The 18229-nt window shown below is 54.5% G+C and carries 14 protein-coding genes; 4 read left to right on the forward strand and 10 right to left on the reverse strand.

Going from position 1 to position 18229, the window contains the following annotated elements; genetic code table 11:
- Window positions 1-16: 16 nt before the first annotated feature.
- From OUO13_RS01275 to OUO13_RS01285, 3 genes are all read left to right on the forward strand, one after another.
- Window positions 17-1297 (forward strand): YeaH/YhbH family protein, encoded by a 1281-nt coding sequence (locus OUO13_RS01275; RefSeq protein WP_283172039.1) that lies wholly within the window; start codon window positions 17-19, stop codon window positions 1295-1297.
- Entirely contained in the window at window positions 1294-2820 is a 1527-nt protein-coding gene (locus OUO13_RS01280; protein WP_283172040.1) for a SpoVR family protein, read from the forward strand. The genes OUO13_RS01275 and OUO13_RS01280 overlap by 4 nt, the downstream gene beginning before the upstream one ends.
- 170 nt (window positions 2821-2990) lie before the next feature.
- The gene (locus OUO13_RS01285; protein ID WP_283172041.1) at window positions 2991-3188 is read left to right on the forward strand and encodes a hypothetical protein; all 198 of its coding nucleotides are present in this window, start codon (window positions 2991-2993) and stop codon (window positions 3186-3188) included.
- 561 nt (window positions 3189-3749) lie between these two features.
- Here OUO13_RS01285 and OUO13_RS01290 read toward each other — a convergent pair.
- The 6 genes from OUO13_RS01290 to OUO13_RS01315 form a co-directional block, all read right to left on the reverse strand.
- Complete coding sequence (locus tag OUO13_RS01290; protein WP_283172042.1) at window positions 3750-5084, reverse strand: aminotransferase; 1335 nt, start codon at window positions 5082-5084, stop codon at window positions 3750-3752.
- A gap of 156 nt (window positions 5085-5240) precedes the next feature.
- Window positions 5241-6701 (reverse strand): NAD-dependent succinate-semialdehyde dehydrogenase, encoded by a 1461-nt coding sequence (locus OUO13_RS01295; RefSeq protein WP_283172043.1) that lies wholly within the window; start codon window positions 6699-6701, stop codon window positions 5241-5243.
- A 154-nt stretch (window positions 6702-6855) separates the two neighbouring features.
- A complete protein-coding gene (locus OUO13_RS01300; protein ID WP_283172044.1) occupies window positions 6856-7974 on the reverse strand; it encodes an extracellular solute-binding protein in 1119 nt (372 codons plus the stop codon).
- Between the two features lie 280 nt (window positions 7975-8254).
- Complete coding sequence (alr, locus tag OUO13_RS01305; protein WP_283172045.1) at window positions 8255-9343, reverse strand: alanine racemase; 1089 nt, start codon at window positions 9341-9343, stop codon at window positions 8255-8257.
- A 23-nt stretch (window positions 9344-9366) separates the two neighbouring features.
- Complete coding sequence (locus OUO13_RS01310; RefSeq protein WP_283172046.1) at window positions 9367-9753, reverse strand: Rid family detoxifying hydrolase; 387 nt, start codon at window positions 9751-9753, stop codon at window positions 9367-9369.
- Between the two features lie 71 nt (window positions 9754-9824).
- Window positions 9825-11081, reverse strand: a complete 1257-nt coding sequence (locus OUO13_RS01315) for a D-amino acid dehydrogenase (protein ID WP_283172047.1) — start codon at window positions 11079-11081, stop codon at window positions 9825-9827.
- Window positions 11082-11282: 201 nt separating this feature from the next.
- Between OUO13_RS01315 and OUO13_RS01320 the strand changes: the two genes are divergently transcribed.
- Window positions 11283-11771 (forward strand): Lrp/AsnC ligand binding domain-containing protein, encoded by a 489-nt coding sequence (locus OUO13_RS01320; protein ID WP_283172048.1) that lies wholly within the window; start codon window positions 11283-11285, stop codon window positions 11769-11771.
- Between the two features lie 492 nt (window positions 11772-12263).
- Here the strand turns inward: OUO13_RS01320 and OUO13_RS01325 are convergent, their stop codons facing one another.
- The 4 genes from OUO13_RS01325 to OUO13_RS01340 form a co-directional block, all read right to left on the reverse strand.
- Complete coding sequence (locus tag OUO13_RS01325) at window positions 12264-14234, reverse strand: collagen-binding domain-containing protein (RefSeq protein WP_283172049.1); 1971 nt, start codon at window positions 14232-14234, stop codon at window positions 12264-12266.
- 412 nt (window positions 14235-14646) lie between these two features.
- Entirely contained in the window at window positions 14647-15654 is a 1008-nt protein-coding gene (locus tag OUO13_RS01330) for an MsnO8 family LLM class oxidoreductase (protein ID WP_283172050.1), read from the reverse strand.
- Between the two features lie 172 nt (window positions 15655-15826).
- Entirely contained in the window at window positions 15827-16495 is a 669-nt protein-coding gene (locus tag OUO13_RS01335) for a hypothetical protein (RefSeq protein WP_283172051.1), read from the reverse strand.
- A gap of 12 nt (window positions 16496-16507) precedes the next feature.
- A complete protein-coding gene (locus OUO13_RS01340; protein WP_283172052.1) occupies window positions 16508-17809 on the reverse strand; it encodes an ammonium transporter in 1302 nt (433 codons plus the stop codon).
- Between the last annotated feature and the right edge of the window lie 420 nt (window positions 17810-18229).

Raw genomic sequence — 18229 nt, forward strand, 5'->3', positions numbered from 1 at the left:
AGGATTGGGAGGAAGCATGTCTTATATCGTCGATCGTCGCCTCAACGGCAAAAACAAGAGCATGGTCAACCGTCAGCGGTTCCTGCGCCGTTACAAGCAACACATCAAGGAAGCTGTATCCGATGCAGTGAATCGTCGCTCCATTACCGATATGGAACGTGGCGAGCAGATCAGCATTCCAACTCGTAACACCCATGAACCCATGATTTCCCACGGTCAGGGCGGTAAACAGCACCGCGTATTCCCGGGTAACAAACAGTTCAGCAGCGGCGACCTGCTGGATAAACCTCAAAAAGGTGGCGGTGGCACTGGTTCCGGCAAAGCAGGCAACCAGGGCGGCGGTGAAGACGACTTCACCTTCTTTATCACCAAGGACGAGTTCCTGAACTACCTGTTTGATGATCTCGCCCTGCCCAACATGGTCAAAAAGACCCTGTCGCAAACCAAGGAATTCAAAACCCGTCGGGCCGGCTTTGTGTCCGAAGGCACCCCCAACAACCTGTCCGTGGTGCGCTCGCTGCGTAACGCCCACGCCCGCCGCATTGGTATGGGCTCCGGCAAACGCCGTCGCATCCGCGAACTGCAGGAAGAACTGCTCAGCCTGCAAGCAGAACCGGTACCGGATCTGCTGCGTATCAACGCCATTGAAACCGAACTTGCCGAACTCGAACGTCGCCTCAAGATGCTGCCATTTATCGACCAGATCGACCTGCGTTACCGCAGTCAGGTCAAGGTACCTACTCCAAGCAGCAAAGCCGTGATGTTCTGTGTAATGGACGTGTCCGGTTCCATGACCCAGGACGTCAAAGACCTGGCCAAGCGTTTTTACCTGTTGCTGTACCTCTTCCTTGAAAAGAACTACGAACACATCGAGCTGGTGTTTATTCGTCACCACACCAGCGCCAAGGAAGTGACCGAAGAAGAGTTTTTCTACTCCCGGGAAACCGGCGGCACCATCGTTTCCAGCGCCCTCAAGCTGATGAACGAAATTGTCCGCGAGCGTTACCTCGGCAGTGAATGGAACATCTACGGTGCCCAGGCTTCCGACGGTGATAACTGGGATGACGACTCACCGCTGTGCGCGAAAATTCTTGGCGACGAATTGCTGCCCATCATCCAGCATTTCGCCTACATTGAAATTACCCCGCACGAACACCAGGCGCTGTGGTACGCCTACCAGGGTGTTGCACAGGCCAACAAGAGTAAGTTCGCGACGGCCCAGATCAAGGGCGCGAGCGATATTTACCCAGTCTTCCGCGAATTGTTCGCCAAGGAGCGATACAAGGAGGCCGTATGAGTGAGGAAAAAAGAACTGACACCCGTCAGTACCTGTCGACCGATTCCGACTGGACGTTTGAGCTGCTGGAAACCTACGACCGCGAAATCGGCCGGGTCGCCAAAATCTACGGACTCGACACCTACCCGAATCAGATCGAAATCATCAGCGCCGAGCAGATGATGGATGCCTACTCATCCGTGGGTATGCCGATCGGTTACAACCACTGGTCTTACGGCAAACAGTTCCTGGCCACCCAGAAAAGCTACCAGCGTGGCCAGATGGGTCTCGCCTACGAGATCGTGATCAACTCCGATCCTTGTATTGCCTACCTGATGGAAGAAAACACCATGCCGATGCAGGCACTGGTGATTGCCCACGCCTGTTACGGTCACAACTCCTTCTTCAAGGGTAATTACCTGTTCCAGACCTGGACCGACGCCAGCTCCATCATCGACTATCTGCTGTTTGCCAAGAACTACGTGCGCAAGTGTGAAGAGCGCTACGGCACCGAAGAAGTCGAACGTATGCTCGACGCCTGCCACGCCCTGCAAAACTATGGTGTTGATCGTTACCGTCGGCCACGCCCGATTTCGGCAGCAGAAGAAAAACTGCGTCAGAAAGAGCGGGAAGACATTCTGCAGCGTCAGGTCAACGACCTCTGGCGCACCCTGCCAACTCGCAAGAACGAAACGACTACCAATCGCCGCCGCAAATTCCCGGAGGAACCGCAGGAAAACATCCTCTACTTCCTCGAGAAAAATGCGCCGCTGCTGGAGCCATGGCAACGTGAGCTGGTGCGGATCGTGCGCAAGATTGCCCAGTATTTCTATCCGCAGCGTCAAACCCAGGTAATGAACGAGGGCTGGGCCACCTTCTGGCACTATACCCTGCTGAATCACCTGTATGACGAAGGCAAACTGACCGACGGTTTTATGATGGAAATCCTCAGCTCGCACACCAACGTGGTGTTCCAGCCGGATTACGACAAACCCTATTACAGCGGCATCAACCCCTATGCGCTGGGCTTTAACATGTTCCGCGATATCAAGCGGATCTGCGAAAACCCGACCGACGAAGACCGTGAGTGGTTCCCGGACATTGCTGGCAAAGACTGGCTGGAAACCCTCCACTTCGCCATGCACAACTTCAAGGACGAAAGTTTTGTCCAGCAGTTCCTGTCACCCAAACTGATGCGCGACTTCCACCTGTTCAGCATCTATGACGATGACGAGAAACCGCAGTACAAGGTTGAAGCGATTCATAACGACGAAGGTTACCGCACCGTGCGGTCGATGCTGTCACGTCAGTACGACCTGTCGGTACGTGAACCCAACATCCAGATCTGGTCCGTGGATCTGGAAGGTGACCGCTCACTGACCCTGCGTCATACCATGCAGGACGGCACACCACTGTCTTCAGATGCTTACGAAGTGATGAAACACCTGCACTTCCTGTGGGGCTTCGATATTCATCTGGAAACCTTCAAGGACGGCAAGCTGGTATCACGCCAGAGCTGTCCCTCGGTAAGCGTTACCGAGTAATCGGCTCCCCTCCCCCAGGCCGCCTCGCGCGGCCTTTTTTATTGGTCTGCAGCGGACCGCACAGACTCTGGAATCTATACAAAATCCCACGTGCAGCAGCGAACCGCCATCCTCATAATCAGTCACATCCGCTCCCGATCCACACACGGTATTTCTCCATGAACCTCGATATGAACCTCATGCTCGTAGGGTTGGTATTCAGCTCCATCGGCTTTGGTTATTTCATCTACGGCAAACGCCAACAACAACCCGTGTACCGCTACTCAGGCCTCGCACTGATGCTGTACCCGTACGCCGTCACCAGCATGCTGCCACTGGTACTGATTGGTTGCGCCCTGCTGGCCATACCGCGATTTATCCGGATGTAACGGGCGTCGGGCGAAACAGCATCGCGAATAAATTCATCCCCACAACACAAACACCGCATTCACCCAGCGCAGCTGGCAACCAAATGCCCATTGGGCGAGCCGGAATTCACACCGAGGCCCGACCCGGCCGGGGCATGGATGCCCCGCCAGCTCAGTTGGCACAGGGATGTGCCATCTGAGCGGGGTCGAAACGGCCGAGGGTGTGAATTCCGGATAAACGAGTCCAGCAGGGCAAAAGCAGGGGGACGGCCGCCCGGCCGGGGGACAAGGTCCCCCAGGCAGGGCAAGCAGCGGTTCAAATTAACAAACCGATTGGCCATCGGACGCCAGACGCCAGATGCCAGATGCCAGATGCCAGATGCCAGATGCCAGATGCCAGATGCCAGACGCCAGAAGCCGGACGCCGGACAAAGTAAAAGCCGCAACGTCCCCACGCAGGAGCGTGGGGACGAGAAAGACGCCAGATCCAATCGCGGCCCGGCCATAAACAAAAAATCCCGCCCGGTAAACCGGACGGGATTCTTCGTTAACCAACCGACGCCCACAGGCGTCCGTCAGTTATCAGCCTTTTACGAACGCCAGAGTGTCGTTCAGGGCTTTACCCATCTTCTCAACGATTTCGTCGATCTGGGCCTTGGTAGTGATCAGCGGTGGGCACAGTGCCAGGCTGGAGCCGGCAACCGGACGGCTGATCAGACCGTGTTCCTGACAGGCGTTAGCTGCGAAGTAGCCAACCTTGCCATCCTTGAACGCTTCACCGGTTTCCTTGTTGGCAACCAGTTCTACAGCGGCAATCATGCCAGCGCCACGCACTTCACCAACCAGCGGGTGATCGGCGAATTCCTGCAGACGGGACTGCAGGTAAGCACCGGTTTCAGCGGCTTTGGCGAACATATTGTCGCGCTCGTAGATTTCCAGGGTCTTCAGAGCCACTGCACAGGCTACCGGGTGACCGGAGTAGGTGTAACCGTGACCAAACACACCCAGCTTGCTGCATGGTTCAACCATGGCGTCGTACATATCGCCACGGATCACAGAAGCAGAGATTGGCACGTAAGCGGAAGACAGCTGTTTGGCGAAGCTCATCATGTCCGGTTTGATGCCCATGGTGGTCACACCAAAGTCGTTACCGGTACGGCCAAAGCCGGTGATCACTTCGTCAGCGATGAACAGAATATCGTTCTGTTTCAGCAGCGCCTGCACCTTGTCGTAGTAACCCACTGGCGGCACGATCACGCCAGAAGCACCGGTGATTGGCTCAGCGATAAAGGCCGCGATGGTGTGGGCACCTTCACGTTCGATCAGGTCAGCCAGGTTGCCAACGATACGGTCAACAAACTGGGCTTCGGTTTCGCCGTCTTTCTTGCCACGGTAGTAGTGTGGCGCATCGGTACGCAGTACACCCAGAGCTTCAATCGGCAGATCGAAGTTGGTCTGGTTGATTGGCAGGCCAGTCAGGCACGCCGCACCCACGGTAACACCGTGGTAAGAACGTTCACGAGCAATGATCTTGCGCTTTTCCGGCTTGCCGATAGCAGCGAAGTAGTAACGCAGCAGTTTGATCTGGGTGTCGTTGGCGTCAGAGCCAGAGCTGCCCATGAATACACGTGCGTTATCAACTGGAACCATGGAGGACAGTTTGTCGGCCAGTTTCATGCCTGGTTCGTGGGTCTTGCCACCAAACATGTGAGCGTAAGCGATGGTTTCCATCTGGTTTTTGGCGGCTTCAATCAGCTCGGCATTGTTGAAACCGAGGGAGGCACACCACAGACCAGACATACCTTCGAGGTACTGTTTGCCCTGGTTGTCGTATACGTAAACGCCATCACCACGAACGATGTTCAGGGTTTCTACTGAAGCAAAGTTGGTGGTTGGATAAATCATCTGAGACATCATCTGTTCTCCTGTCATGCATCAGCAGCCCATGCCGCTGGATGCCAATACCCTTTAAACCGCTGTCACTCACGGGCAGTCGGCTGAAATCGTTGCTGCCCGACCCCGGCAGCGGGGTTGCCGGTGTTAGCAGCAAGCCACCCACACCGTCTCCTGCGCTTACAGTCCGCCGAGGCAGATGTATTTGGTTTCCAGGTAGTCATCGAGACCGTACTTGGAACCTTCACGGCCCTGACCAGACTCTTTCACGCCACCAAACGGAATCACTTCAGAGCTGATCGCGGTTTCGTTCACGCCCACCATGCCGTACTCCAGCGCTTCGGAGACTTTCCAGATACGCTTGAGGTTGTTGGTGAAAATGTAGGAAGCCAGACCGAACTCGGTGTCGTTGGCCATGGCAATCGCTTCGTCTTCGGTTTCAAACTTGAAGACTGGCGCCACCGGGCCAAAGATTTCTTCCTTGAACACACGCATGGATGGCTTGGCATCGGCCAGAATGGTTGGCTGGTAGAAACAGGCACCCTGCTCACCACGTGCCCCCCCCATCACCACACGAGCGCCATCAGCGATCGCAGACTCAACCAGCTCAGACACACCGTTAACGGCTTTTTCGTTAACCAGAGGACCATGAGTGGTGTCCTCATCCAGACCGTTACCCACGCGGAACTTGCTCACTTCATCGGCCAGACGCTCAATGAAACGATCGTAGATTCCAGACTGCACCAGCAAACGGTTGGAGCAGATACAGGTCTGACCAGAGTTACGGAACTTGGAGATCAGAGTGCCGGTGATGGCCTGATCCAGATCCGCATCATCAAAAATGATGATTGGTGCGTTACCGCCCAGTTCCATGGAAGTGCGCTTCACAGTGTCTGCACACTGCTTCATCAGCAGCTTGCCGACCGGGGTAGAACCGGTGAAGGTTACTTTCTGGACGATCGGGTTGGAGGTCATCTCGCCACCAATCGCAGAAGAACGTGCACCCGCCACTACGTTGATAACACCCGCTGGAACACCGGCCTGTTCAGCCAGCAGCGCCAGCGCCAGAGCAGACAGCGGAGTTTCAGTGGCAGGCTTGCAAACGATGGTGCAACCAGCCGCCAGTGCCGGAGCGATCTTGCGAGCCAGCATGGCAGACGGGAAGTTCCACGGAGTAATGGCTGCTACCACACCCACAGGCTGCTTGATCACCAGGTTACGGCGACCAGGCTGGTTAGCCGGGATGATGTCGCCGTAAACACGACGGGCTTCTTCGGCGAACCACTTTACGTAAGACGCGCCATACGCAATCTCACCCTTGGCTTCGAACAGCGGCTTGCCCTGTTCTGCGGTCAGGATGGCGGCCAGCTCGTCCTGGTTAGCCATAATCAGGTCGAACCATTTTTCCAGAATGTTGCTGCGCTGCAGGGCGGTCATGGCAGACCAGGCCGGGAAAGCAGCTTCAGCGGCTTCAATGGCACGACGGGTTTCATCAGCGCCCATGTTGGCAACTTCCGCCAGCACAGCACCGTTAGCCGGGTTGCTGACAGTAAATGTGGAGCCATTGTCCGAATCGGACCACTCACCACCAATCAGGCCTTGAGTGACCAGCAGGCGGCTTTTCTGAATATCAAACACCATGATCTCGTACCCTTGAGCGTCGTAATAAGGTTGTTATAACCAGCGGCGACTGGCCATTAAATAGGGACAAAGCAGAGCTTACGTTGATAAGACCAAACACATCAGACATTCCGACGTTTTTGGACACAAGCGGCCAATCACGCCGGAATTCACATCAGTACTCAGACACCATAGGCACTGCACACCAGCTGCGGCCAGTACACAGAGCATCAACCCACAGACGATGAACGTAGCGGTTGGTCTTGCGATCACGCGGTGACAAAGTCTCCATCTGACGCAGCATGGACACCTCTGGATAAATGGCAGGATTGGCGAGAATCTCAGGGCTGACGAACTTCTCGGCAGACGCCATTACGCTTGGGGAATGCAACCAGACAGAGTTACGAGCCGCCACTTCCGGGCGCATCAGATACTCCATAAAGCGGTACGCGAGGTCTGATTGTTTGGAGTTGGACGGAATCCCCATCGCCACCATACGAATTGCGGCACCTTCTTTTGGAACGTAGTAAGCCAGATCATGGGCACGGGCAAACTCGGACAGCAGGTCACCTGAGTAACCCACCGCCACACACAGCTTGCCGTCCACCAGATCCTTGCGGAACTGGGCGGTATGCAGGTAGGAAATATCCTGGAGGGCGTCTTTCAGCAAGTTGCCGGCTTCGTCCAGCTGCTTGTGGTTCAGGGTGTTGGCGGAGTAGCCCAGATACAGGAGTGCGGCGGCAAACAGCTCGTCACGCTCGTTCAGCAGGCCGATACCACACTGGGCGGCTTTTTTACGAACAGCCGGGTCAAACAGCAGTGCCCAGGAGTTCTGATATTCCTGCAGGCCCAGATCTTTCAGGCGACGGGTATTCACACCCAGGCCAGTGGTGCCCCACATATAGGGAACCGCATTGGGAGCACCATCGTCCTGCTGGTAATAGTTGTTGATGATATTCGCGCGAATATCCTGCTTTTCTGGCAGACGATCGCTGTCGATATTACTCAGATAACCGTTGGCCGACAGAATGTTAACCATACGGGTTGGCGGGAATATCAGGTCAAACTGGTTACGTTGATCAAACAGCTGGGTCGCGAATTCGTCCACATTGGTAAATGACACATATTCAATACGGACATTCTGGGTCTTTTCAAAATCACTGATAACGTCAGGCTCAACAAACCCGGCCCAGTTCAGGATACGTAATACCGGCGCATCAGCCGCATGAGATAAAGGAGCTAGCAGTAATGCCAGAAAAAGCGTACAGAAAGCTCTGAAACCGGTCTGTTTCATTGGTTAAACACCTGATTTAAAAGGAAAATGACTGAGGGGATAATCATTCTGGAGATCCGACCAATACGGTCAGACAATCCATTTATGACGGTTTTATAACCAGCAGCCGCACGCCATTAAATAGGTACAAACCAGAGCTTACGTTGAAAAGTCAGGACAGATTTTTGCAATTTCAGACAAATAAAAAGCCCCACGACCGGAGGTCGCAGAGCTTGGGGGATCAATCGGATTACAGAGTGGACAATAAGCGAATATCAAATTCGCTTGATTGTCTGATTGCTCAATTACAGTAATCGCGTGGAACCCGACGGGTTACACCAGTGAACAGATGATAAGAAATAGTGTCGGCACAAGCTGCGACTTCATTCGCAGATAATTGCTCGCCCCAGAACTCCACCACACTGCCAACACCGGCACCTTCAATTGGTGTCAGGTCGATGGTCATCATGTCCATGGAAACACGGCCAACAATACGGGTACGCTGACCGTTAACCAGCACTGGAGTACCTTCAACCGCCTGACGCGGATAACCATCGGCATAACCCATGGCCACAGTGCCTACCAGTGTTGGTTTGTCGGCCACAAAACGGCTGCCATAACCCACACTTTCACCCGGCTCAACGATACGGGTCGCAATCACCTTGCTTTCCAGAGTCATAGCCGGACGCAGCTGGTCGGCGATGTCAGACTGAAAGTCGAGCGGAGAGCTGCCGTACAGCATGATGCCAGGACGGTTCCACTGCTGAACGGTACGCGGGTGTGCCATCAGTGCCGCCGAGTTGGCCATACTGATGTTCAGGCCCAGACCTTCGGCTACCTGGAACAGGCGCTGGGACTGGGTTGGTACATCGATACGACCAGCCGGTTCGGCCAGGTCAGCGTTGGCAAAGTGGGTCATCAGGGTTACGGAACGCACTTGTGGCAATGCCTGCAGACGCTTGGCAACCTCAACCACCTGCTCCGGGGCAAAGCCCAGACGGTGCATACCGGTATCCACTTTCAGCCAGATGTTCAGCGGCTGCGACAGATCTGCCGCGGCCAGCTGGTCGATCTGGTCCGGACGCTGGATAGCGGTCCAGAAGTTCTGATCAGCAATCACCGGCAGTTCGTCAGCCGTGAAAAAGCCTTCCAGCAGCAGTACCGGCTGTTGAATACCAGCCTCACGCAGCTCCAGCGCTTCTTCAATACAAGCCACCGCAAAGGTGTCGACATGTTCAGACAGAGCACGCGCCACTGCCACGGCACCATGACCGTATGCATCCGCTTTTACTACAGCCAGAGCATTACCGTGCGGGCACAGGGAACGGGCCAGCTGATAATTGTGGACAATGTTGTCCAGATGAATTCGGGCTACTGCCGGGCGTGACATGACCTTGTCTCCACTAACAGGCGTTAGCCTGCAATTGCCATGATGGCTTCAACTTCGATATCTGCCGCTTTTGGCAGAGCTTTTACTGCGTACGCAGCACGGGCTGGGTACGGAGCAGAGAAATAACGGCTCATGATTTCGTTCACTTGCGGGAAGAAGCTCATGTCAGACAGCAGTACGGTCAGCTTCACGCAATCCGACAGGCTGCCACCCGCTGCTTCAGCAACGGCTTTCAGGTTTTCGAAAACCTGTACAGCCTGGGCTTCGAATGAGTCGATCACCATTTCCATGGTTTCAGGGTTCAGCGGGATCTGGCCAGACAGGTAAACGGTGTTGCCTACTTTAACAGCCTGGGAGTAAGTGCCGATGGCCGCTGGAGCCTTTTCGGTGGAAATAATAACCTTGCTCATGTGTTTCTCCTGAATTGATTAAAACCCGGAGCCCAGAACAGGCTCCGGTGACAGACCAGCTTGAAGTGGTCTTACAGATAACGGTGAACGGACAGACCTTCAGTGCTGATGTCGGTAGCACGTTCGTTCACGATGTCGGCCAGCAGGCGTGCAGAGCCCTGGGACATGGTCCAGCCCAGAGTGCCGTGACCGGTGTTCATGTACAGTTTCTTGACCGGAGTCTTGCCAATCACCGGTACAGAATCCGGAGTCATTGGGCGCAGACCACACCAGAATTCGGCGTTTTCCACATCACCAGCACCCGGGAACAGGTCGCTGACTACAAATTCCGCTGGCTTGCGACGGGAGTCTTTCAGGCTCAGGTCGAAAGAAGCGATCTCGGCAGTACCACCCACACGAATACGGTTGTCGAAACGGGTTACCGCCACCTTGAAGGCTTCGTCCATTACGGTGGACTGTGGAGCCTTGCTTTCGTCGATGATTGGCAGGGTCAGGGAGTAACCCTTCATCGGGTAAACCGGCAGATTGATGCCCAGTGGTTTGACCAGCAGCGGGGAGTAGCTGCCCATACACACCACGTAAGCGTCTGCCGTCAGACGACCAGCAGATGTCACCACCGCTTGGATTTCGTTGTCGCGGTGTTCCAGCGCACGAATGTCGGTGTTCATCATAAATTTCACGCCAATGGCCTTACAGGCATCTGCCAGACCCTGGGTGAACTTGCGGCAATCGCCAGTACCGTCGTTCGGGAACATCAGACCGCCCACAAACTTCTCGGATACGTTGGCCAGAGCTGGTTCAAACTTGATACAGGTAGCGTGGTCGATCACCGAGTGTTCAACGCCACACTCACGCAGGGACGCCAGGTCGGCACCGATGGAGTCCATCTTCTGCTGGTCACGGAACAGCTCGATGGTGCCTTGCTTGCGCTGGTCGTAGTGAATCGGGCAAACCTGTTCCAGGTCTTCGAAGCACTGACGGCTGTATTCAGAGATACGCAGCATGCGGTTCTTGTTCACGCGGTACGCATCTTCAGTGCACTGGCCCAGCATTTTCAGCATCCAGCCAGCGGTGTGAGCGTTCATGGCAGAAGAGCTGACCAGGATTGGAGCCAGGTCTTGCATCATCCACTTGATCGCCTTGAACGGAATGCCAGGAGCGGCCCATGGATTGGTGTAACCATAAGACAGCATACCGGCGTTACCATAACTGGTTTCATCGGCAACACCGTCCTGACGGTCAACCACAGTCACCTCGTGACCGGACTTGGCCAGATACCAGGCGGATGACACACCGAGAACCCCTGCACCCAACACAACAATTTTCATAATTCACGCTCTCACACGCTGAAGGGAGTAGAAGCCCGGCAGGCATACCCTCGCCGTGGCTTGATCATTAAGTTAATTCTAGTCACCAACCCATAGATTTACCCTTTGATTTTGGCTTAAATACAGGAGATTCCACTGCACAATAAAAACCAAGCAGTGTATACAACCAAAACACGATCAATCCTGACAAAGAGCTCAGCCATGCCCAAAACCACCGATGGTCGCACTCGCCCACTCGATCGCCTCGACAAACGCATCCTCACCGAATTACAGAAAGACGGCCGCATCAGTTACGTCGAACTGGCCGACCGCATTGGCCTCAGTTCCACCCCCTGTATGGAGCGGGTGAAACGTCTGGAAAAAGAAGGCTACATCATGGGATACCACGCCCGCCTGAACCCACAGATGCTGGGTTACAACATGCTGGTGTTTGTGGAAATATCCCTTTCCTATCAGTCTCCGGATGCGTTCCAGAAGTTCAACCAGGCGGTGGAGCTACTGCCCTATTTGCTGGAATGTCATCTGGTTTCCGGTGATGCCGACTATCTGATCAAGGCGCGTATCAACGACATGTCGGAATACCGCGCGCTGCTTGGCGACATGCTGCTGACCCTGCCCGGTGTGAAGAACTCGAAGAGTTATATTGTGATGGAGGAGGTAAAAGAGACCTCCTGGCTGCCAGTGAAATAAACCAGCCGCCTGTCGGTAATGCGATCAGTTAAGCCCCCGTCGGCATTCTTAAACATCGTTACCGCATCGGTTGGTCACGATCTGCTCGGCTTGTTAATTGGCTCTACCGTATGCCCTCATGGGGGACCTTGTCCCCCGGCCGGGCGGGCCTCCCCCTGCTTTTGCCCGACTGGGCTCGTGTTCCCGGTATTCACCGACAACGGCATTTCGACCCCGACCCGATGGCACGTCCCTGTGCCAACGGGCCTTGCGGGGCATCCATGCCCCGGCGGGGTCGGCCGTTGCGGTGAATACCGGCTCGCCCAGATGGGCATTGGGCAGCCAGCTGCGCTGGGCTAATTCGGAAATCAATGATCAGGTTGTTTAAAAGTCCTTAACTGATCGGCATTAGCCGCCTGTCGGCGCATTCACTGCAGAAACAAAAAAAATCAGGCCGGGAAAACCCGGCCTGATTTTTTAACCCGTCAGAGATTGGTTACTGACGTTGGTCGATTAGCACTTCTTGCCAGACTGCTGAGTCTTGGAAGAGGTCTGCTGCTGGGAGCCAGACTTCTTGTCATCACATGGCTGCTTGCTGTTGGTGTTGGAAGAAGACTGCTTCTTGTCATCACATGGCTGCTTGCTGCTGGTGTTGGAAGAAGACTGCTTCTTGTCATCACATGGCTGTTTGCTGTTGTTCTTGGAAGAAGACTGCTGGGAACCAGACTTCTTGTCATCACATGGCTTGCCGTTTTTACCAGAAGACTGCTGCTGACCACCGTTGTGGGAACCGGAATTGTGGGAACCGGAGTTGTGACCCCACTTGGAACCGGACTTCTTGTCATCATCACATGGCTGCTTGGTACCCGTTGAACCACCGGTAGAACCGCCAGTTGAGCCGCCGGTAGAACCACCAGTTGAACCAGTGCTGCCATCGGAACCACCGTTAGAGGTGTCAGAGCCAGAACCGTTGTCAGAACCGGTGTTGGTGTCGTCAGAACCAGTATTGGTGTCGTCAGAACCAGTGTTGGTATCAGAACCAGTGTTGGTGTCAGAACCAGTGTTGGTGTCAGAACCAGTGTTGGTGTCAGAACCAGTGTTGGTATCAGAACCAGTGTTGGTGTCAGAACCAGTGTTGGTGTCAGAACCGCCGGTTGGCGTGGTTACCACGGTACAACCGGTGCTATCAACCACGTCACCAGACGGAGTAGCAGTACACTGGTCAACATCGTTGGTTACGCCATCAGCATCATCATCCAACTGACTGGCGGCACAACCATTGGTATTTACAGCAGCACCAGCAGCGGTATTGGCACACTGGTCGACATCATCGGCAACACCATCGTTGTCGGTGTCAGTTACAACAGTACAGCCGGTGGCATCAACTGCATCACCAGAGGCAGTGGCTGGACACTGGTCAACATCGTTGGTTACGCCATCAGCGTCGTCATCCAGCTGGCTGGCACCACAACCGTTACCATCAACCGCTTCACCGGCTGGAGTATTGCTGCACTGGTCAACGTCATCAGCAATACCGTCAGCATCTTCATCCAGAGCTTCACCACCATCCCCCAAACCAGTTGCAATGGCAGACAGGTCACCGGCGAATGGAACATGGTTGATCTGCATGCCGCCGTTCCAGGAGAACGCGAACAGGTGACCACGAATCACACCTTGAGGGTTAATAACGTCGGCACCAGGCGCCAGAATAGTACCTTCAACCGATACGCCACCCAGAGTCAGGGAAGTGGCTTCGTAGAAGTTGTACACCACGCGGTCAGCCACGTTGGACAGGGACTGCATGCCCATGTTGGTCAGACCAGTAGCAGTACCACTGATGTTGAAAACATAAGTGGCATCCGCCGGGGCACAGGACAGGTCAACACTGAAGGTATTGGCATCCAGTACCTGGGTGCCGTCGAGGTCAAATACCTGCAGGCTGTCAGTACAGTTGGCAGTCATGTACAGACCGCCCCACTGAGACACGCTTTCAGTGTTGGCTGGCAGGTTGGCCAGAGCTGCAGAAGTGCTCAGCAGCTGGGTAGCCACGGCACTGAAATCCACTGGCAGCGGCGCTACGTTACCGTATACGGCATAACCACTCCCCAGACCACTGACCACATCAGCGGTCACGTTGCTGGTATCACCACCGGCAACAATATCGCCACCGTAAACAGCACCGTTCTGGTAAGACACATCACCACCGGCAACCAGCGCAGGACCGCTAGTACCGTTCTGGGTCAGCAGACCAACGCTGTAACCTGACAGGTTAACGTTGCCACCTACAGCCAGCTTGCCTTCTACGTCCGAGTATTGAGCGGTGAAATCCTTGAATACCAGCGCGTTGAAGTATTGGGCAACACCGAAGGCATTACCGGCTTCAACACTGTGTGGGTACTCAGCAGCCACTACTGGAGCAGCAGCGCCAGCAATAACCAGATTGGTGAGAACCAGACCGAACGAAACGCGAACGTCTTTAAGCATCTGTGTGTCCTGGGGTTACGTAGTGTAAAAATTGTGAGAAATTTTGTGATGAAGTTCACATATTGTCTCAAGATGGGCGCCACGATAACGTTTCCTGACAGATTACACAATTGCCAACATTCCATAATTTTACTGACATATCCGCGTGATCAGGACTTTTATGACAGGACAATACTACATTCCGAGCCAGATTATTTTCCATACACTTCTTTTTGATCTAGTCTCGCCTCCGTCAAAAGTACTGACGCCAAAACAACCCGCATTCAACCTGACACTATCGGACCAAATGCGTCAAAAAGGCGTATAGCGTCTTCGTCAATCCAATGACACAAATGCTCAAAAAACGTGCACAAAAAAGCCCCAACGAGGGGCTTTTTTGCTATTCATTTTTGAGATAGAGACTAATCCTTAATCAGAGCATACCGGCCAGCAGACGGTAACTGTCCATTCGTGCCTGCTGACTCCAGGTGACGGTGACCAGAGCCACCTCCTGACAGTCAAATGCCGACGCCAGTGTCCGGATTTCATCCATACAACGCTGTGGCGAACCAATGGTGTAACCCGCTTCGATGTGATCGAACATCGCCTGCTGCGATTTCGACAATTGCTGATAACGGTCCCGCACCTGTTCCGGAGTCAGGAAATCCTCGCGCAGACCAGATTGTGCCGCTAATTTGCGGTAAACCGCCGTTCCCGCCACCAGCCTTGCTTCTTCGTCCGAATCCGCACAGATACAGGCAATTGCCAGCATGCGGTTGCCTTTGCCCTCATGGCCAGCCTCACGCCACTGGGCGTCATATTCGGCAAAAATATCCGGTTTGCAGTTGTCAGGATCAATAAAGCGCGCCAGCGCCAGGTTGTAACCCAGATGGCCGGCCAGACCGGCGCTGCCACCACTCGACCCCAGCATCCACAACTCCGGAGTCGGCTCGTTATCGGGCATTACCCGCAGGCTGTGAAACGGGTTCTGGTCTGGCAGACCATCACGCAGAAAACCGGACAACATCTGTGCCTGCTGCGGGTAAAGATCACCATGATGAGGGCTGTAAGGAAAGGCTAACGCTCGTGAGGCAAGGCCGGTACCACCCGGTGCCCGCCCTACCCCAAGATCAATCCGGTCCGGGTACAGGGTCGCCAGCATCCGGAAACATTCGGCAACCTTGTAAGGGCTATAGTGCGACAGCATCACGCCGCCGCTGCCAATGCGCATACGACGGGTTACCGCCGCCACGGCCCCCACCATGATTTCCGGGCAAGGGTTGGCAAAATGCTGGCTGTCATGATGTTCGGCCACCCAATAACGGTGATAACCCAGCTCGTCACAGAGACGCGCCAGCTCCAGCGTCAGATGGGGTGCCTGCTGTTTGCTGTGTGATCCATGTACCGGTGACTGGTCCACAACGGACAAACGGATATTCATACGGACTCCCGAACTAAAATTAACATGTTAACTAAAGTACAGATCCGTTGAAACGCACCTGTCTGATGTCAGCCGGAATTGTCGGGGATCAGCCAGCCCACGGCCACCTTGTACAGCAAGAAATCCGCCCCGCTTGCGAGAATACAAAATCCTGAATCCGGGTTCGCCAACCTCAGCGATGCACCAGCAGCAGGCGCGGGTCAGCGGCCAGCTCGGCCGCCACGGCAATCTTCATTGCCTGCGCCAGATAACGATCGGCAACAACCGGCCCAAGCTGTTCACACATGCCCACGTACACCAGATTGAGCATGTTACGCAGCATATCCAATGGAGCCTGAATAGCTTCACTATGACGCCCGCCACTTGCCCATTGGGTAAAGGCATATACCAGATCAGGAGGCATGTTCTGAAACTGGGCTTCACGCTCTGCATAAATAATCACGTGACGCCAGGCCGACTCATCCACCTGCCGATGTAACTGGCTGATCACCAGTAAAAATCCCTCCTCCAGCTTGTCGTCGACCGGGTCAAGCACCTCGATATGCGCCTTATCCTGTGACACACCATGACGCTCTCGATATTGTTGCATCTGCGCCAATGGGTCAGGTTTTAGAGTATCTCCGTCCCCCATTAACAGACCTATCAATTGTCGATACAGCACCGGACGCTGTTCGGCAATAGCGCGTATATGTCGACATTCGTTAAAGAAAGCGTTCAGTTCAAATTGGGAACGGTCAGCGTAGCCGTCCTGCCAGGCCCACATGGCTTTCCACAAATCATCACCCTGTACGACCGAGCTGAGGGTGGTGAAAACCGCCCGTCGCTTCTTGTCTATGTTCATGCTTTCTCTCTCTTACAAACGATGCCAGGTCTGGTCTTTGTGGAATTCCGGGTAACCCACCTCGTCGTGTTCGGAAAAATCCAGCCCCTGTTGCTCCTCGCCGGTCGACACCCTCAAGCCCATGGTCTTGTGAATCAGGAAAAACACTAGTAATGCTCCAAAAAATGCCCACACAAATGCTGCCAACACGCCAACCAGTTGCACCACCAGTTGGCCCGGATCAAACAGCTTGCCCGTCTGGAACAGACCGACCGCCAGAGTGCCCCAAACGCCGGCAAATCCATGCACCGGCACTGCGCCTACCACATCATCCAGGTGCATACGCTCCATCCAGCTCGCTCCGAGCACGGATATAACTCCAGCCAACAAACCGGTGACGATGGCAAACGGCGGCTCCATCACGGCACAACCAGCGGTAATTCCGACCAGCCCGGCAATACTGCCGTTCACCGTGGCAGTTAATAACACCGGTCGAGCACTGACCCGGGAAGTCAGTACTGCACCAATGGCTCCCGCAGCAGCGGCCAGCTGGGTGTTTAATACAATCAGACCAACATCAGCACTGGCGGCCAGGGTGCTGCCACCATTAAATCCAAACCAGCCCAGCCACAGGATAAAACCACCCAGCGCCACCAGAGACAGGTTATGGCCGGGAATCTGACGCGAGCTGCCATCTTCTGGCGAAAAACGCCCGGTGCGCGGCCCCAGCACCAGAATACCGGCAAGGGCACACCAGGCACCAACCGAATGCACAACGGTGGAGCCAGCAAAATCGATAAAGCCAAGCTTCGCCAGCCAACCACCACCACCGTATAACCCTCCCCAGACCCAGCTGCCAAATACCGGATAAATCAGCGCAGCCAGCACACAGGCAGCGATCAGATAAGCGTCATAACGAGTCCGTTCGGCCATGGCACCACTGCAAATGGTGATCGCAGTGGCAGCGAACATGGTCTGGAACAGTAACACCGTGTAATCCCATTGCGCCAAATGCGACGGCATAAAGTGGCTGGTACCAATCCAGCCGCTGTTGTTGTGGCCAAACATCAGGCCAAACCCAACCAGCCAGAACACTAATGTCCCCAGGCAGGCATCCAGGTAGTTTTTCATCATGACGTTCACAGAGTTCTTGGAGCGCGACATGCCCGACTCCAGCAAGGCAAAACCGGCCTGCATAAAAAACACCAGAGCAGCGGCTGTTACCACCCAGGTAGTATCCAGCGCCAGCGTACTACTGCCAGCGGCGTCTTCGGCCACCTCCTCCGCTGCAGCCCACGCCCCGTTAGCCAGCAAACAGGCCAAAATCCCCATCATCAGCGGTCCTGATCCGATACGACTGTTCAACACGTTTTGTCTCCCCGCACCTTTACCTGAAGGATGTCTGTTGTTCTCCATATTGGTTACAGCAAGGGATATGCCCTGCATCTCATCAATGGTCACCTCCAGTCCGATATTAATAATCACCAGCCATATGACCGGAATGTCCATCCAATAAATACCGTGAAATTAAAAGTTGCCTGCACCAGCACGGAACAAACGCCAATCAGTTGCAGTGACAGCTGTTGATTCAGCTCAATTGCCTGTCAGGACATACCAAGTGCCATGCTCCATGAGCATGCGTGCTGCACTCACCCTGCACATTTAGAGGTCAGTTCATTGATAAACGTGCCCAATTACGACCTTCTGATCACTTATTGGTCCACATTGGCAATATTCATAATTCCATTTCACGCA

This window comes from Parathalassolituus penaei (genome assembly GCF_026626885.1).
Lineage (GTDB): Bacteria > Pseudomonadota > Gammaproteobacteria > Pseudomonadales > Oceanobacteraceae > Oceanobacter > Oceanobacter penaei.

Bases quoted from the DNA above. Each gene is read 5' to 3' on its own strand.
- alr (WP_283172045.1), bottom strand. From the start codon at position 9,343: ATGTCACGCCCGGCAGTAGCCCGAATTCATCTGGACAACATTGTCCAC.
- OUO13_RS01300 (WP_283172044.1), bottom strand. From the start codon at position 7,974: ATGAAACAGACCGGTTTCAGAGCTTTCTGTACGCTTTTTCTGGCATTA.
- OUO13_RS01310 (WP_283172046.1), bottom strand. From the start codon at position 9,753: ATGAGCAAGGTTATTATTTCCACCGAAAAGGCTCCAGCGGCCATCGGC.
- OUO13_RS01315 (WP_283172047.1), bottom strand. From the start codon at position 11,081: ATGAAAATTGTTGTGTTGGGTGCAGGGGTTCTCGGTGTGTCATCCGCC.
- OUO13_RS01320 (WP_283172048.1), top strand. From the start codon at position 11,283: ATGCCCAAAACCACCGATGGTCGCACTCGCCCACTCGATCGCCTCGAC.
- OUO13_RS01275 (WP_283172039.1), top strand. From the start codon at position 17: ATGTCTTATATCGTCGATCGTCGCCTCAACGGCAAAAACAAGAGCATG.
- OUO13_RS01325 (WP_283172049.1), bottom strand. From the start codon at position 14,234: ATGCTTAAAGACGTTCGCGTTTCGTTCGGTCTGGTTCTCACCAATCTG.
- OUO13_RS01290 (WP_283172042.1), bottom strand. From the start codon at position 5,084: ATGATGTCTCAGATGATTTATCCAACCACCAACTTTGCTTCAGTAGAA.
- OUO13_RS01285 (WP_283172041.1), top strand. From the start codon at position 2,991: ATGAACCTCATGCTCGTAGGGTTGGTATTCAGCTCCATCGGCTTTGGT.
- OUO13_RS01295 (WP_283172043.1), bottom strand. From the start codon at position 6,701: ATGGTGTTTGATATTCAGAAAAGCCGCCTGCTGGTCACTCAAGGCCTG.
- OUO13_RS01335 (WP_283172051.1), bottom strand. From the start codon at position 16,495: ATGAACATAGACAAGAAGCGACGGGCGGTTTTCACCACCCTCAGCTCG.
- OUO13_RS01330 (WP_283172050.1), bottom strand. From the start codon at position 15,654: ATGAATATCCGTTTGTCCGTTGTGGACCAGTCACCGGTACATGGATCA.
- OUO13_RS01280 (WP_283172040.1), top strand. From the start codon at position 1,294: ATGAGTGAGGAAAAAAGAACTGACACCCGTCAGTACCTGTCGACCGAT.
- OUO13_RS01340 (WP_283172052.1), bottom strand. From the start codon at position 17,809: ATGATGGGGATTTTGGCCTGTTTGCTGGCTAACGGGGCGTGGGCTGCA.